The sequence below is a fragment of the Methylobacterium cerastii genome (genome assembly GCF_022179125.1).
Lineage (GTDB): Bacteria > Pseudomonadota > Alphaproteobacteria > Rhizobiales > Beijerinckiaceae > Methylobacterium > Methylobacterium cerastii.
In genome coordinates, this window is record NZ_BPQG01000007.1 from 67,438 (window position 1) to 81,372 (window position 13,935).

13 protein-coding genes are annotated in these 13,935 nt (G+C 70.3%); 1 reads left to right on the forward strand and 12 read right to left on the reverse strand.

Translation table 11 applies throughout. The features are described 5' to 3' along the window. Positions 1-3: 3 nt before the first annotated feature. The 4 genes from MFF13_RS03805 to MFF13_RS03820 all read right to left on the reverse strand — a co-directional run bounded on the left by MFF13_RS03805 (position 4) and on the right by MFF13_RS03820 (position 3,858). The gene (locus MFF13_RS03805; protein ID WP_147761767.1) at positions 4-498 is read right to left on the reverse strand and encodes an HK97 family phage prohead protease; all 495 of its coding nucleotides are present in this window, start codon (positions 496-498) and stop codon (positions 4-6) included. Between the two features lie 50 nt (positions 499-548). Further along, positions 549-1,709 (reverse strand): phage portal protein, encoded by a 1,161-nt coding sequence (locus MFF13_RS03810; protein WP_147828343.1) that lies wholly within the window; start codon positions 1,707-1,709, stop codon positions 549-551. 126 nt (positions 1,710-1,835) lie between these two features. Beyond that, complete coding sequence (locus MFF13_RS03815; RefSeq protein WP_238270918.1) at positions 1,836-3,113, reverse strand: DNA-packaging protein; 1,278 nt, start codon at positions 3,111-3,113, stop codon at positions 1,836-1,838. After that, positions 3,058-3,858 (reverse strand): hypothetical protein, encoded by an 801-nt coding sequence (locus MFF13_RS03820; RefSeq protein WP_238270920.1) that lies wholly within the window; start codon positions 3,856-3,858, stop codon positions 3,058-3,060. Before MFF13_RS03820 ends, MFF13_RS03815 begins: the two co-directional genes overlap by 56 nt. Before the next feature lie 106 nt (positions 3,859-3,964). Between MFF13_RS03820 and MFF13_RS03825 the strand changes: the two genes are divergently transcribed. Continuing rightward, positions 3,965-5,269, forward strand: coding sequence for a leucine-rich repeat-containing protein kinase family protein (locus MFF13_RS03825; RefSeq protein ID WP_147828341.1), 1,305 nt, complete (start codon positions 3,965-3,967; stop codon positions 5,267-5,269). A 355-nt stretch (positions 5,270-5,624) separates the two neighbouring features. On the opposite strand, the gene MFF13_RS03830 is transcribed toward MFF13_RS03825, so the two are convergent. From MFF13_RS03830 to MFF13_RS03865, 8 genes are all read right to left on the reverse strand, one after another. After that, on the reverse strand, positions 5,625-7,193 hold the full coding sequence (locus MFF13_RS03830; protein ID WP_147761771.1) for a SpoVR family protein: 1,569 nt from the start codon (positions 7,191-7,193) through the stop codon (positions 5,625-5,627). A gap of 94 nt (positions 7,194-7,287) precedes the next feature. Further along, positions 7,288-8,589: a YeaH/YhbH family protein gene (locus MFF13_RS03835; RefSeq protein ID WP_147828340.1), complete on the reverse strand. Its 1,302-nt coding sequence runs from the start codon at positions 8,587-8,589 to the stop codon at positions 7,288-7,290. A 101-nt stretch (positions 8,590-8,690) separates the two neighbouring features. After that, on the reverse strand, positions 8,691-10,643 hold the full coding sequence (locus tag MFF13_RS03840) for a PrkA family serine protein kinase (RefSeq protein WP_147828339.1): 1,953 nt from the start codon (positions 10,641-10,643) through the stop codon (positions 8,691-8,693). A gap of 229 nt (positions 10,644-10,872) precedes the next feature. Continuing rightward, positions 10,873-11,343, reverse strand: a complete 471-nt coding sequence (locus MFF13_RS03845) for a 4-aminobutyrate aminotransferase (RefSeq protein ID WP_238270922.1) — start codon at positions 11,341-11,343, stop codon at positions 10,873-10,875. Positions 11,344-11,483: 140 nt separating this feature from the next. Further along, positions 11,484-11,882, reverse strand: coding sequence for a hypothetical protein (locus tag MFF13_RS03850; protein ID WP_147753199.1), 399 nt, complete (start codon positions 11,880-11,882; stop codon positions 11,484-11,486). Between the two features lie 89 nt (positions 11,883-11,971). Continuing rightward, positions 11,972-12,463 carry a MerR family transcriptional regulator gene (locus tag MFF13_RS03855; protein ID WP_147828338.1) on the reverse strand — a complete coding sequence of 164 codons (492 nt, stop codon included), beginning with the start codon at positions 12,461-12,463 and terminating at the stop codon, positions 11,972-11,974. Positions 12,464-12,519: 56 nt separating this feature from the next. Beyond that, positions 12,520-12,837, reverse strand: a complete 318-nt coding sequence (locus MFF13_RS03860; protein ID WP_147828337.1) for an integration host factor subunit alpha — start codon at positions 12,835-12,837, stop codon at positions 12,520-12,522. 119 nt (positions 12,838-12,956) lie between these two features. Next, on the reverse strand, positions 12,957-13,934 hold the full coding sequence (locus tag MFF13_RS03865; protein WP_147828336.1) for a beta-ketoacyl-ACP synthase III: 978 nt from the start codon (positions 13,932-13,934) through the stop codon (positions 12,957-12,959). Position 13,935 lies beyond the last annotated feature (1 nt).

Consider the following 13,935-nt stretch of genomic DNA (forward strand, 5'->3'; position numbering starts at 1 on the left):
ACCTCACCGTTGGAAAGCGAAGGGAAATGGAGGGCGGCGGACGCCGCCGCCGGGTGCCAGCCGCCGGGCGAAGGCGCGCAGCTCCGCCGGCAGCGGCGCTTGCGCGACGCGGGCGCCCGGCTGCAGCGGGAAGGTGACGAGCGAGATCTCCCAGAGGTCGACCGCGTGGAGCTGGCGGAAGCCGCCGCGCGGGCGGGCCGCCACGGTGCGGAAGCCGATCGACAGCCCGTCGAGGGCGCCGTCGCGCATCAGCGCGTCGACCTCGCGCGCCCGCTGCACCGCGAGGTTGAGGCGGCCCTCGACGCGCAGGCCGCGCGCGTCCTCGGCCAGCGCCTGCCAGCGGCCGATCGGCTCGGCGGGATCGTGCTGCCACAGCATCCGCACCCCGGCGGCGCCGCGCTGCCGCAGGCTCGCGGCGAAGGCGCCCGCCTGCACCACGTCGCGCCCGAGGTCGGGCACGCCGAACAGGCTGGCATAGCCGGTGAAATGGCCGTCCATGGGCGGTCTCCGAAGCGAACACGGGCAGAAGGCAGGCGTGGCCCGCCCCGTCAGGCGGGCTCGGGCGGGTAGCCCACCGCCTCGCGCTTCTCGGCCGTCGTCAGGAAGTCCGCCGCCTGCACCCGGCGCCAGAGCGACTCGCGCTCGGTGGCCAGCGCCTCGATCGCGTCGAGGTCGGGTTCGAGGCGGAGGTCGCCGAAGGCCGGCGCGAGCCAGTGGGCGAGCGCCTCCGCGGTGCGGCGGGCGAGCGGCACCAGGGTCTGCCGGTAGAAGGCGCGGTTGGCCTCGGCGTAGTTGGCGTGGGTGTTGTCGCCCGGAAGCCCGAGGAGCAGCGGCGGCACGCCGAAGGCGAGCGCGATCTCGCGTGCGGCCGCGGCCTTGGCCTCGACGAAGTCCATCTCCTTCGGCGAGAGCGCCAGCGGCTTCCAGTCGAGCCCGCCTTCGAGCAGCAGCGGCCGCCCGGCGTTGCCGGCGCCCTGGTAGTTCGCCTCGAGCTCGGCCTTCAGCCGCACGAACTGCGCCTCGCTCAGGGACGCCCCGGCCCCGGCGAAGACCAGCGCGCCGGAGGGGCGCGCGGCGTTGTCGAGCAGCGCCTTGTTCCAGGCGCCGGCCGCGTTGTGGATGTCGAGCGAGACGGCCGCCGCCTCCATCGGCGACAGGCCGTAATGGTCGTCGGTGGGGTGGAACAGCGCGAGGTGCAGGATCGGCGGCACGGCGCCGGACTGGTCGTAGACGACGCGGCGCCCGCCGACCTCGTAGACGTAGCCGGCGGGCCAGCCGTCGGCGCCCGGCACCACCCGCATCCGGTCGGGGCGGAGCGCGAACAGCTCGCGCGGGATCCCGTCCAGCGACACCGCCTCCAGGTAGGCGTTCCCGGACACCATCAGGTGCCCGTACAGCGTCTCCAGCAGCCGGGTGCCGCCCTCGCGCGGGTTCGGCCGCGCCAGCAGCGCGGCGATCGGGTGGTCGACGGCCTCCGCGCCGGTGACGACCAGCGGGATCGTCGCGGCGCCCTCGGCGACGAGGCGCACGGCGCGGTGGACGACGGCGTTGCGCTGGTAGCCCTCGCGGGCGAGCGCGGTGCCGTCGCGGGCGGTCCAGACGGCGCGGGCGTCGCCGTACAAGGCGACGCTCGCCCCCCCGAGGGGCGCGGCCTTCACGGCCGGCACGTAGCCGGCGGCGCGCGCCAGCCGGGTGAGCAGGGTCGGCATAGGCGGCTCCTCGGAATGGAAGTTTTCCTATGTCTCATGGGTCGAAACCCATGAGGTCCGGCGGATCGCCGCCGCCCCGCAGTCGCAGGGGCAAGACCTCGATGAGCCGGGCTCATCGAGGCTTGTTCAAAAGCTTCGGATCCGCGGCTCGGCGCGGGGGGCGAGCAGTAGGTGCGTCACCGCCCAGACCAGGGCGTCGAGGCGGTCGGGCGAGGCGCCGGACGAGAGCCCGTCCGGCCCGAAGTCGCAGAGCTCGTCCTCCAGCGCCGGCAGCGCGCCGACGTGGCGGACGCGGCCCTGCGCATAGAGCAGCGAGACCGGCTCGGCCCGCAGGTATTTCCCGCGGGTGGCGCGCACCGGCGTCACCGGCACCGCGGGATCGCACTGGGCGAGCACCGCGGTCGCCATCTCGCCGCCCTGGTTGACCTCGACCACGAGTCCGTCGGCGCCGAGCCGGTGGTAGAGCGCCAGCGCGGCGTTGGCCCAGGCCTGCGGGCCGGCCCGCGCCAGGGTCGCGTCGGCGAGCACGTAGGCGGTGTCGCCGAGCGCGCCCACCGCGACGATCCCGCAGGCGTCGGCCGAGCGGCCGGAGCTCGCCGGCGGATCGACCGCGACGACGATGCGGGGCAGCTCGGGCGCTGCGGCGACGCGGGTCGCCTCGATGATGTCCCGCGTCCACAGGGCGTCGGGCCGGTCGTCGATCAGTTCGCCGTCGAGTTCCTGCCGCCCGAGGCGGGTGCCGGCGTAGCGCCCCACCACCGCCTCCAGGAAGGCGGGGGCGAGGTTCTGGGCGTTGTCGGCGGTGCGCGCCTGGGTAACCACGGTGCGCGGGTCGGCGATGAGGCGTCGGATCAGCGGGATCGGCCGCGGCGTGGTGGTGACGAGGTTGCGCGGGCGGGCGCCGAGCCGCAGCCCGAATTGCAGCATGTCGAAGGTGGCCTCCGGCCGGCGCCACTTGGCGATCTCGTCGGACCATGCGGCGCCGAATTGCGGGCCGCGCAGGGAATCCGGCTCCTCGGCCGAGAACGCCGTCGCCACCGCGCCGTTGGCCCACTCGACGCGGCGCCGGCTCGGCGACCAGCGCGGGCGGGCGCCGCGTTCGGGCAGGCCGAGGAGGCCCGACGGCCCCTCGACCATCACGTCGCGCACGTCGGCGAAGGTCTCGCCGACCAGCGCGATCCGGCCGATCGCCGCGTCGGTGAAGGCCGGGTCGCCGCGGGCGAGCGCGTCGACCCATTCGGCCCCCGTCCGCGTCTTGCCGCAGCCGCGGCCGCCGATCACCGCCCAGGTGGTCCAGTCGTCCTCCCAGGGCGGCGGAAGCTGGTCGGGCCGGGCCTGGTGGAGCCAGTCAAGCGCCAGCGCCCGCAGGAGCGGCGGCGGCAGGCTCGCCAGGAAGGCCGTCATCCGGCCGCTCGTCGCGGCATCGTCCATAGCGGCCCGCGATCTCCGCGCGGAGGCCCGCAAGGTCGAGGGCGGAAGGGTCGGGTGTGCGGCCATCCCCCTCCCCTTCGATCGTGAGGTCGTCGAGCAGGCGCTTGAGGCCGCCGAGGTCGCGCAGCACCCGTGCCGAATCGATCACCGCGGCGCCCTCGCCCCGCAGCGCCTCGTCGAAGGCCGCGATCTGCCGGCCGATATGGGCGCGCAAGGCCGCCCGCAGCGTCGGCAGGTCGGCGGCGGCCAGGCCATGTTCGGCCAAGGCGTGTTCGGCCAAGGCGTGCTCGTCCAAGGCGTGTTCGTCCAAGGCGTGTTCGGCCCCGGCGTGCTCGACCGCGGGCCGCACGACCGCGTCGGGTTCCGTGCTGGCTGGCGTGACGCCCTTGGGTTGAAGGTCCGGACCGCGCCGTGGGCGGGCGAGACGATGCAGGGCGGCCAGCCTCGGAGGCGACGCGTCCCAGTCCCGCCGCCGCTTCCGTATCGGGCGCCAGTTCTCCGCGCGGTTCCACTTGCACAGCGTACCGAGCGACAGGCCCGTTGTGAGGGCGATCGCGCTGAGGGTGAGGTCGCTCTCGCGCATCAATCGCGCGGCGGCCTCGCGCAGCTCCGGCGGCACCCGGTAGTTCGGACTGCCCATCGCCGCCTCCCGAGCCGTCTCGTCACACTTCTGGAGCGTGCGGTTCTTATGCCGGAGGAGCGTGCCGATGTCAAGCACATAATCCTTTTACCGGCCTTTTATCCTTTATCCGGTGTTTGCCCAGAGCCTGCGCTTCGTGCGACGACCCCGGTTGACCAAGCGGGCTGGAGCGCAGATCCCGAGAATGCCGGACGCGACGCACGACACCCTCGCCGCCCTCCGCCGCGGCGACCTCGCGGGCGCCCGCACCTTGCGCCTGCCGGCCGCCGGACTGACTGCGTTTCCACCCGAGATCTTCGGGTTGGCCGACACGCTGGAGCTGCTCGACCTCTCGGGCAACGCGCTCTCCGCCCTCCCGGACGATCTCGGCCGCCTCAAGCGGCTGGAGGTGTTGTTCTGCTCCGGAAACCCGGTCTCGCAGCTTCCGCCGGGCCTGGGGAATTGCACCGCGCTGAGCCAGGTCGGGTTTCGCGGCTGCGGGCTGACGGACGTGCCGGGCGAGGCGCTGCCGCCGCGCCTGCGCTGGCTGACGCTCACCGACAACCGGATCGCGCACCTGCCGGACGAACTCGGCGCGCGCCCGAGGCTGCAGAAGCTGATGCTCTCGGGCAACCGCCTGCGCACCCTCCCGGACAGCCTGGCGGGTTGCGAAAACCTCGAGCTGATCCGGCTTGCGGCCAACCGCCTCGACGCCCTGCCCGCCTGGCTCACCGCCCTGCCCGGCCTCGCCTGGACCTCGTGGGCCGGCAACGCGTTCGAGGGCGACGCGCCCCGCTCCGCGGCGGCCGCGATCCCGTTCGCCGACCTCGATCTAGGCCCGCTTCTCGGCGAGGGCACGTCGGGCCGGGTCCACCGCGCGCTCTGGCGTTCGGGGGCGACGCAGCAGGCCGTCGCGCTCAAGCTGTTCAAGGGGGCGATGACCAGCGACGGCCTGCCCGAGCGCGAGATGGAGGCGTGCCTCGCGGCCGGCGCGCACCAAAACCTCACCGGGGCGCTTGGGCGGATCACCGACCATCCGGACGGGGCCGACGGCCTCGTGATGCCGCTGCTGCCGCCGGGCTGGCGGGTGCTCGCCGGGCCGCCGAGCCTCGCGAGCTGCAGCCGCGACGTCTACGACCCGGCGCTGCGCATCGCCCCGGCGGCGCTGCTGCGCCTCGTCCGGGACGTCGCCGCCGGCCTCGCCCACCTCCACGCCCGCGGCCTGCTGCACGGCGACGTCTACGGCCACAACATCCTGTGGGACGCCGCCACCGGCGCGGCGGCGCTCAGCGATTTCGGCGCCGCCTCGGTGCTGCCGGACGGCCCGGCCGGCGCCGCCCTGCAACGGATCGAGGTCCGCGCCTTCGGGCTGCTGCTCGGGGAAGCGCTGGACCGGTCGGACGCGGATTTCTCGGACGCGGCGGGCTTGCGCGACCTGGAGCGGGCCTGCGTCCAGGCCGACGTGGGCGCCCGCCCGGCGATGGCGGAAGTTTTGCGCGCGCTGTCGTGAGGCGTGGGGACGGCGCTGCTTTGGACTTCCGGGCGTCCTGACGGCGGCAGCGCATCCCCTCGCCCCGCACGGATCTCGGGCTTGCCCGAGATCCGAACCTGCCTGCCGAAGTCGGGCAGGCCCGACTTCGGTGGGGGAGAGGACTTTGCCGACCTCGTCGTCGGCAAAGCGAGGCGGCAGCCGAAGGTGAGGGGGCGCGAACGGAGGAGCCTCACTCGGCACCTCCCCCTCACCGTCGCTTCGGCTTCGCCTCCCGCACGGACGACGAGGTCCGTGCGGGCCTCTCCCCGCCCGCGGGGAGAGGGGAACTCCGCGGTTCACGGTCGACCGGATTGCGCCTCGCGCGTCGGCGATCTCAGAAGAAGATCGGCCGTGCGCTCGCGTGGTGCTCGCCGAGCACCGTGCCGGTGCCGGGCTCGATCTCCTTGAGCACCACGTCGTAGCCCCAGAGGTCGGCGAGGTGCTGCAGCACGCGGCGGGCGTCGTCCTTCTGCAGGGTGATCTTGTTCAGCGCCTTGTGGTGGAGGATCAGGCGGCGGTCGCCCTCGAGGTCCACGTCCACCACCTCGATGTCGGGATCGAGCCATGCCACGTCGTACTGGCGCGCGAACGACCGGCGCATCTTGCGGTAGCCGCGCTCGTCGTGGATCGCGGCGACGTGCAGTTCCGGCTGGTCGGGGTCGTCGGCCACGTGGAACAGGCGCATGTCCCGCATCAGCTTCGGCGACAGGAACTGGGCGATGAAGCTCTCGTCGCGGTAGTTCTCCCAGCAGTCGCGCAGCACCGCCATGCCGTCGCCGGTGCCGGCGATGTCGGGGAACCATTGCCGGTCCTCTGCGGTCGGCTGCTCCACGATGCGGGCGATGTCCTGCATCATCGCGAAGCCGATCGCGTAGGGGTTGTGGCCGCTATAGCTCCGGTCGTCGTAGTTCGGCTGGCGGATGACGTTGGTGTGCGACTGCAGGAACTCGAGGTAGGCCGCCTCGCCGATGAGGCCCTTCTCGGAGAGCGCGTTCATGATCCGGTAGTGGCAATAGGTGGCGCAGCCCTCGTTCATCACCTTGGTCTGGCGCTGCGGGTAGAAGTACTGCGCCACCAGCCGGACGATACGCAGGATCTCGCGCTGCCAGCGCTGCAGGCGCGGCGCCGCCTTCTCCAGGAAGTAGAGGATGTTCTCCTGCGGCAGCTCGAGCAGCGCCTTGCGCCGCTCGATCGCGAGGTCCGGGCGGGCGGCGCCGGCCTTGGCCGGCAGGGTGCGCCACAGGTCGTTGTAGATCTGCTCGCCGTGCTCGACCCGCTCCCGCTCGCGCCGCTGCTCGGAGGCGAGGTCCGGCCGCTTCTTGCGCGGGTAGCGGTGCACCCCCTGGCTCATCAGGGCATGGGCGGCGTCCAGCACCTGCTCGACGGCCTGGTGCCCGTAGCGCTCCTCGCAGCGCGAGATGTAGGTCTTGGCGAAGTCGAGGTAATCGAGGATGCCCTCGGCGTCGGTCCACTGGCGGAACAGATAGTTGTTCTTGAAAAAATGGTTATGCCCGAACGCAGCATGGGCAATAACCAATGTCTGCATCGTCGCCGAGTTCTCCTCCATGATATAGGAGATGCACGGATCGGAGTTGATGACGATCTCGTAGGCAAGACCCATCATGCCGCGGCGATAGCCAGATTCGTGTTGGGCGAAGTGCTTGCCGAACGACCAGTGTTTGTAGAACAAGGGCATGCCGATCGAAGCATAGGCGTCAAGCATTTGCTCAGCGGTGATGATTTCGATCTGGTTCGGATACCACGACAACCCGAGCGCACGCGCCTCGACCTCGCAGGCGTCGTGGATGCGCCGGATGGTGTCGAAGTCCCAGTCGTTGCCGGTGAAGAGGGGCTTGGCGCCACCGGAGATGGTCTGGGGCGTGCGTGCCTCGACGAGTGTCATGCAACCTCCCGATCGATCGGACGATGTCCCGGATAGGCTCGGGACGGGCATTCCCCTCTCCAGCGATGGAGGGACGGACGCGGCGCGGCGCGCATCAACCCTCCGCCTCCGCCCGCGCGTCCTTGCGGCCGAACAGGTCGCGGAAGACCGCGTAGATCTCGCGGCGGTGGTTGACCTTGCGCATCGCGATCGGGCCGCCGGCTTTGGCAATGGCCTCGTAGGTCCGCCACAGGGTGGTGCGGTGCTCGACGAAGCCGGCGCGCGGGCCGTTCTCGTCGCCCACCTCAAGGTAGGCGAAGTGCTGGCAGGCCGGCAGGATGTGGGCGCGCAGCAGGTCGGTCGAGGTCGGGCCGTCCGAGGAGACGTTGTCGCCGTCCGACGCCTGGGCCGCGTAGATGTTCCAGTCGTCGGGCGAGTAGCGCTCGGCGATGATGCGCTTCATCTCCACAAGTGCCGAGGAGACCAGCGTGCCGCCGGTCTCGCGGGAGCCGAAGAAGGTCTCCTCGTCCACCTCCGTCGCCCGGTCGGTGTGGCGGATGAACACGATCTCCACGTGCCGGTAGCGGCGTGTGAGGAAGATGTGCAGCAAAATGTAGAACCGCTTGGCCAGGTCCTTCATATGCTCGGTCATCGAGCCGGACACGTCCATCAGGCAGAACATCACCGCCTGCGCCACCGGGCGCGGATAGGGCTCGAAGCGGCGGTAGCGCAGGTCGATCGGATCGACGTAAGGGATGCGCCGCGTACGCTCGAGCAGGGCCGCCAGCGCCTCGGAGAGGCCGGGAAACGCCGGGTCGCCCGCGGGCAGTTCGGCGATGCGCGCCTCAAGCGCCGCGACCTCGTCCGGCTTCGGCCGCTTGAGGGCGATGCGCCGCGACATCGAGTTGCGCAGCGTCCGGGTAAGCGCGAGGTTGGCGGGCGAGCCGGTCACCGTGTAGCCCGCCCGGCGAAGCGCCTCCGTCTCGACCACGGCGAGCCGGCGCTTGGCGAGGTCGGGCAGCTCCAGGTCTTCGAGGAAGAGCTCCAGGAACTCCTCGCGGGTCAGGACGAAGCGGAAGGCGTCCTCGTTGTTTTCGCCGCCGTCGCCGCCTTCGCCGGAGCCGCGGCCGCCCCCGCCACCTGGCGGTCGCTCGATGCGGTCGCCCTCCACGTAGGTCTTGTTGCCGGGCAGGATATGGTCCTGGAGGCCGGTGCCCGGCTGCCGGGAGAAGCGCGGCTCGCGCACCCCGTCGGCCGGCACGGCGACGCGGCCGTCCTTGCCCAGGTCCTTGATGTCCTTCTCGCGCGCCGACTCGCGCACGGCCCGCTGGGCCACGTCCTTGACCCGCCTGAGGAAGCGCTGCCGGTTGGCGAGGCTCTTGCCCCCTGGATTCAATCGACGGTCGACGATGTGCATTCGGTGATCAAATCCCCGCCCGCAAGATCCGGCGGCGCTTCCGCGCCGACCGGTCGTCCGAAATCACGGCGGATCCCGATCGCGTCCCCCGAGGGGGCGGATCACCCCGCCTGCTTCACCCGCATGTACCACTCGACCAGGCGGCGCACCTGCCGCTCGGTGTAGCCGCGCGCGACCATCCGATCGACGAACTCGCCGTGCTTCTTCTCGGTCTCGCCGTCCTTCTTCGAGCCGAAGGAGATCACCGGCAGCAGTTCCTCGACTTGCGAGAACATCCGCCGCTCGATGACCTCGCGCAGCTTCTCGTAGGAGGTCCAAGAGGGGTTGCGGCCCCCATGCTGCGCCCGCGAGCGCAGCGCGAACTTCACCACCTCGTTGCGGAAGTCCTTCGGGTTGGCGATGCCGGCCGGCTTCTCGATCTTCGTCAGCTCCTGGTTCAGCAGCTCGCGGTTGAGCAGCTGCCCGGTCTCGGAATCCTTGAAGTCCTGGTCCTCGATCCAGGCGTCCGCATAGTCGATGTAGCGGTCGAACAGGTTTTGGCCGTAATCGTGGTAGGATTCTAGGTAGGCCTTCTGGATCTCGTGGCCGATGAACTCGGCGTAGCGCGGCGCCAGCTCGCCCTTGATGAATTCAAGGTAGCGCTTCTCGGTCTCGGGCGGGAGCTGCTCGCGGCGCAAGCTCTGCTCCAGCACGTACATCAGGTGGACCGGGTCGGCCGAGACTTCGGTGGTGTCGTGGTTGAAGGTCGCGGCCAGCACCTTGAAGGCGAAACGGGTCGAGATCCCGTCCATGCCCTCGTCGACGCCGGCCGAATCCTTGTATTCCTGCATCGAGCGGGCGCGGGGGTCGACCTCGCGCAGGGATTCGCCGTCGTAGACCCGCATCTTCGAGAACGCGTTGGAGTTGGCGTGCTCGCGCAGCCGCGACAGCACCGAGAACCGCGACAGCATCTCGAACGTGCCCGGCGCGCAGGACGCCTCCGAGAGCTCGGAGCTCGAGATCAGCTTCTCGTAGATGTGCTGCTCCTCCTGCACGCGCAGGCAGTAGGGCACCTTGATCACGTAGATGCGGTCGATGAAGGCTTCGTTGTTCTTGTTGGTCTTGAAGGTCTGCCACTCGGACTCGTTCGAGTGCGCCAGGATGATGCCGGTGAAGGGGATCGCACCGATGTTCTCGGTGCCGACGTAGTTGCCCTCCTGCGTCGCCGTCAGCAGCGGATGCAGCATCTTGATCGGCGCCTTGAACATCTCGACGAACTCGAGGACGCCCTGGTTGGCGCGGTTCAGGCCGCCCGAATACGAGTAGGCGTCCGGGTCCGCCTGCGACAGCGTCTCGAGGCGGCGGATGTCGACCTTGCCGACCAGCGAGGAGATGTCCTGGTTGTTCTCGTCGCCGGGCTCGGTCTTGGCGATGGCGATCTGGCGCAGGCGCGACGGCCGGACCTTGATCACCTTGAACTGCGAGATGTCGCCCTCGAACTCGTCGAGGCGCTTCAGCGCCCAGGGGCTCATCAGCCCAGTCAGGCGCCGGCGCGGGATGCCGTAGCGGCTCTGGATCTCGGCGCCCATGGTCTCGGGGTCGAACAGCCCGAGCGGGCTCTCGAACACCGGGGAGACCTCGTTGCCGGCCTTCAGCACGTAGACCGGGTGGACCTCCATCAGCGCCTTGAGGCGCTCGGCCAGCGAAGACTTGCCGCCGCCGACCGGGCCGAGCAGGTAGAGGATCTGCTTGCGCTCCTCCAGTCCCTGCGCGGCGTGGCGGAAGAACGAGACGATCCGCTCGATCGTCTCCTCCATGCCGAAGAATTCATGGAAGGCGGGATAGGTCCGGATCGTCCGGTTCATGAAGATGCGGCCGAGGCGGGCATCCTTCGACGTGTCGATGAATTCCGGCTTGCCGATCGCGTCGAGGATGCGCTCGGCAGCGCTCGCGTACATCAGCGGCTCGTCGCGGCACGCCTCAAGAAATTCGGAGAGCGTCATCTCCGTGTCGCGGCGCGCTTCGTACCCGCGGGCGAAGCTCTGGAAAAGGTCGTTGGTCGCATGCATCGGCATTCGATAACCCTCTCAGACCGTCAACAGCTTCATCCTGTCCTGCCGCGAACGCAACCGACAGACCCGCATTTGTCGCAGTGCGGCGAACGCGGTGACGCTGCGTGTGCCGAATGCAACACCTGTCGGGCCGAATTGCGGCATCCGTCAAGCTTCTCCTCGTTGGCTCGGCCGGACTCGAAGAACGATCCGGCCGAAAAAACATGCACGTAAAGATTTCGACTGCCTGCGATCAGAGATCGCTGCTGTCTTTCTTGGCATCGCCATCCTTCTTGGCCGAAGCGGCCTCGACGGTTATTTTGATGTTCTGGGTCTGGACTTGGCCGTCTGAATTTTTGATCTCGAACGTCACCTCGTCGGCTCCGGTGTAGCCAACCTTCGGTTGGTAGAACAGACCCTGAACTGCGGTCTCCTTGTTCGGGCAACGATAGGACGCGGGAGTCTTCTGCTTGCCGACCTTGGTGATCAGGGCACCGTTCTTCGGCGCGCCCGAGACCTTGAACTCCGGCATCGGCCCGGCCGAGCAGTCCTTCTTCAGGTTCGGGACGATGGCGATCCGCACGGTCTTGCCCGAGGCGACGGTCTCGCTCTTGGTGATCGTCGTCTGCGCGAAGGCGGGCGCGGCGAGGAGCAGGCCGCCGGCGGCGAGCGCGAGGACAGGGCGCGCGAGGAGAGGACGAAGGGCGGTCAGGTAGGCGCTCACGGGCGTGTCTCCGAAGGTCTTTTGGCGCGGCATCCGGGGCCGTGAGGCCACGTGCCGGCCGAGTCGATGTGGGGACGCCTCGTGTGCGCGTCGAGGCCGCAGGCCGACGACCAGGGCCGGGAACGCGGCTGCGGTGCCGATTATTGCTGGAGCGCGGCCGCCACGACGCCGGTGACGCGGGCGATCTGGGCGGCGTCGAGTTCGCCTTCGAGCGCGGTCGCGAGGCTGCGCTCGACCCGCGCACGCTCGCCCGCATCCGACGTCGGGGTGACCGGGATGTCGCCCTCGTCGAGGCCGCAGACCCGACGGATCGTCTCGGCCGCAGCCAGCAGCGCGGCCCTGTCGGCCGGTCCCATCTCCCAGAGCGGGTTGCGCAGGCGGCTGACCACCCGCCGGGCATCGCGGTAATCCCGGTCGACGTGGGTCGCGGCCTCGATCTGGCTGACGAGAAACATCAGTTCCAGCACTTCCGAGGCGGCTTCCGGGCAGGTCCGCACGATCCGCATCACGCGGCCGATGAGTTCCTGCGTCGGCGTCATCGAACGGCGGGTGGCGCTCATGCGCCGATCAACGCGGATCGGCTCGCAAAGTTCGCCGAAGCTCGAATCACCGGGCGATCAGGCGGCGCTCAGGCCTCGGGCGGAGCGCGGAAGGCCGCCAGCGCGTCGCGGCAGGCGTACAGCTCCTGCAGCGCGCCGGCCAAGGCGTCACGGTCGATGGTATCCCCATCGAGGGTGCGGCCAATGTTGGCCGCATCGGCGGGCGCCGCCGCGAGGCTGGCTTCCTGCACCGCCGGTGCGGCCGCCACCGCCTCGCCGCGGCCGACCGCCTGGACGAACCGGACGCCGTTCTCCTTGAGGACGCGCTGCGCGCCCTCGATCGTGTAGCGCTGGACGTGGAGCAGGTGGCGGATGCCCGCAACGAGGGCGACGTCGCCGGGGCGGTAGTAGCGCCGGCCGCCCGCGCGCTTGACCGGACGGATCTGGCCGAACCGCGTCTCCCAGAACCGCAGAACGTGCTGCGGCACGTCAAGGGATTCAGCCACCTCGGTGATCGTCCGGAACGCGCCCGGTTCCTTGTCGACGTGTCCCGAATCCTCGGTGAGGGCAGCGAGCGCCATGATTCGATCCGGCTACGAGGCGGCGATGAGGGTGCGGTCGGCGGGGCCGGACGTGTTCAGTCCTCGGCGTGGGCGTCGCCGTTCAGGCCGTTGATCCGGGCCTTCAGCACGTTCGAGGGCTTGAACACCATCACCTGCCGCGGCTCGATCGCCACCTCGACGCCGGTCTTTGGGTTGCGGCCGACGCGCTTGCCCTTCGAGCGGACCACAAAGGAGCCGAACGAGGACAGCTTCACGGTCTCGCCCTCGGACAAGCAGGAGCAGATCTCGGACAGGACCGTCTCGACGAGGGCCGCGGATTCGGTGCGGGAGAGGCCGACCTGCTGGTAGACGGCCTCGCTCAAATCGGCGCGCGTCACCGTCTTGCCTGCCATGCCACGACCCCTCGCGAATTTTCTTGCCGAGAGCCGTCGTTTGCGACGTATCTCTATGATCTGCCACGCTAATCCCCGGTCCCGCCCGGGTCAACCGGCGCGGCTGGGGAAATTCCGGGCTACCAGCGGATCAGCGCCGCGCCCCAGCTGAAGCCGCCGCCGATGGCCTCGATCATCACGAGATCGCCCCGGCGGATGCGGCCGTCCCGGCGGGCCACGTCCAGCGCCAGGGGAATCGAGGCGGCCGAGGTGTTGCCGTGGCGGTCGACCGTGAGCACCACCTTGTCGCGCGGGATGCCGAGCTTGTCGGCGGAGGCCTCGATGATGCGTTTGTTGGCCTGGTGCGGCACGAACCAGTCGAGGTCGGCGGCCGTCGCACCCCCCATCTTCAGCGCGTCCTCGATCACGTCCATCACCGAGCCGACGGCGAAGCGGAACACCTCCTTGCCCTCCATCCGGAGCTGGCCGGTGGTGCCGGTCGAGCCCGGGCCGCCATCGACGTAGAGCTTTTCACGGTGGCGCCCGTCCGAGCGCAGGCTCGCGCTGATCACGCCCCGGTCGGCGTTCGTGCCCGCCGCGTCCTGCGCCTCCAGCACGATCGCGCCGGCCCCGTCGCCGAACAGCACGCAGGTGGTGCGGTCCTCCCAGTCGACGATGCGCGAGAAGGTCTCGGCGCCGACGACCAGCGCGCGCCGGGCGGCGCCCGTCGCCAGAAACTTGTCCGCGGTGGAGACGGCGAAGACGAAGCCGGCGCACACCGCCTGCAGGTCGAAGGCCGCGCCCGCGTGGATACCGAGCGCCGCCTGGATCTGGGTCGCGGTGGAGGGAAAGGTATGGTCGGGCGTCGAGGTGGCGCAGATCACGAGGTCGATGTCGTCCCCGGTCAGACCGGCATCGTCGAGGGCCGCGCGCGCCGCGCGGATGCCGAGCACCGAGGTGGTCTCGGAGGCATCCGCCAGGTATCGCTGCCGGATGCCGGTGCGCTGGACGATCCATTCGTCCGAGGTCTCGACCCGCTCGGCGAGTTCGGCGTTGGTCACCACCCGCGCAGGAAGCCCTGAGCCGGTGCCGACGACGACGGAACGCAGGGTTGTCATC

What these genes read in the sequence shown, in the direction of transcription:
- MFF13_RS03805 (WP_147761767.1), bottom strand. Translation starts at nt 498, where the DNA reads ATGGACGGCCATTTCACCGGCTATGCCAGCCTGTTCGGCGTGCCCGAC.
- MFF13_RS03810 (WP_147828343.1), bottom strand. Translation starts at nt 1,709, where the DNA reads ATGCCGACCCTGCTCACCCGGCTGGCGCGCGCCGCCGGCTACGTGCCG.
- MFF13_RS03815 (WP_238270918.1), bottom strand. Translation starts at nt 3,113, where the DNA reads ATGACGGCCTTCCTGGCGAGCCTGCCGCCGCCGCTCCTGCGGGCGCTG.
- MFF13_RS03825 (WP_147828341.1), top strand. Translation starts at nt 3,965, where the DNA reads ATGCCGGACGCGACGCACGACACCCTCGCCGCCCTCCGCCGCGGCGAC.
- MFF13_RS03830 (WP_147761771.1), bottom strand. Translation starts at nt 7,193, where the DNA reads ATGACACTCGTCGAGGCACGCACGCCCCAGACCATCTCCGGTGGCGCC.
- MFF13_RS03835 (WP_147828340.1), bottom strand. Translation starts at nt 8,589, where the DNA reads ATGCACATCGTCGACCGTCGATTGAATCCAGGGGGCAAGAGCCTCGCC.
- MFF13_RS03840 (WP_147828339.1), bottom strand. Translation starts at nt 10,643, where the DNA reads ATGCCGATGCATGCGACCAACGACCTTTTCCAGAGCTTCGCCCGCGGG.
- MFF13_RS03850 (WP_147753199.1), bottom strand. Translation starts at nt 11,882, where the DNA reads ATGACGCCGACGCAGGAACTCATCGGCCGCGTGATGCGGATCGTGCGG.
- MFF13_RS03855 (WP_147828338.1), bottom strand. Translation starts at nt 12,463, where the DNA reads ATGGCGCTCGCTGCCCTCACCGAGGATTCGGGACACGTCGACAAGGAA.
- MFF13_RS03860 (WP_147828337.1), bottom strand. Translation starts at nt 12,837, where the DNA reads ATGGCAGGCAAGACGGTGACGCGCGCCGATTTGAGCGAGGCCGTCTAC.
- MFF13_RS03865 (WP_147828336.1), bottom strand. Translation starts at nt 13,934, where the DNA reads ATGACAACCCTGCGTTCCGTCGTCGTCGGCACCGGCTCAGGGCTTCCT.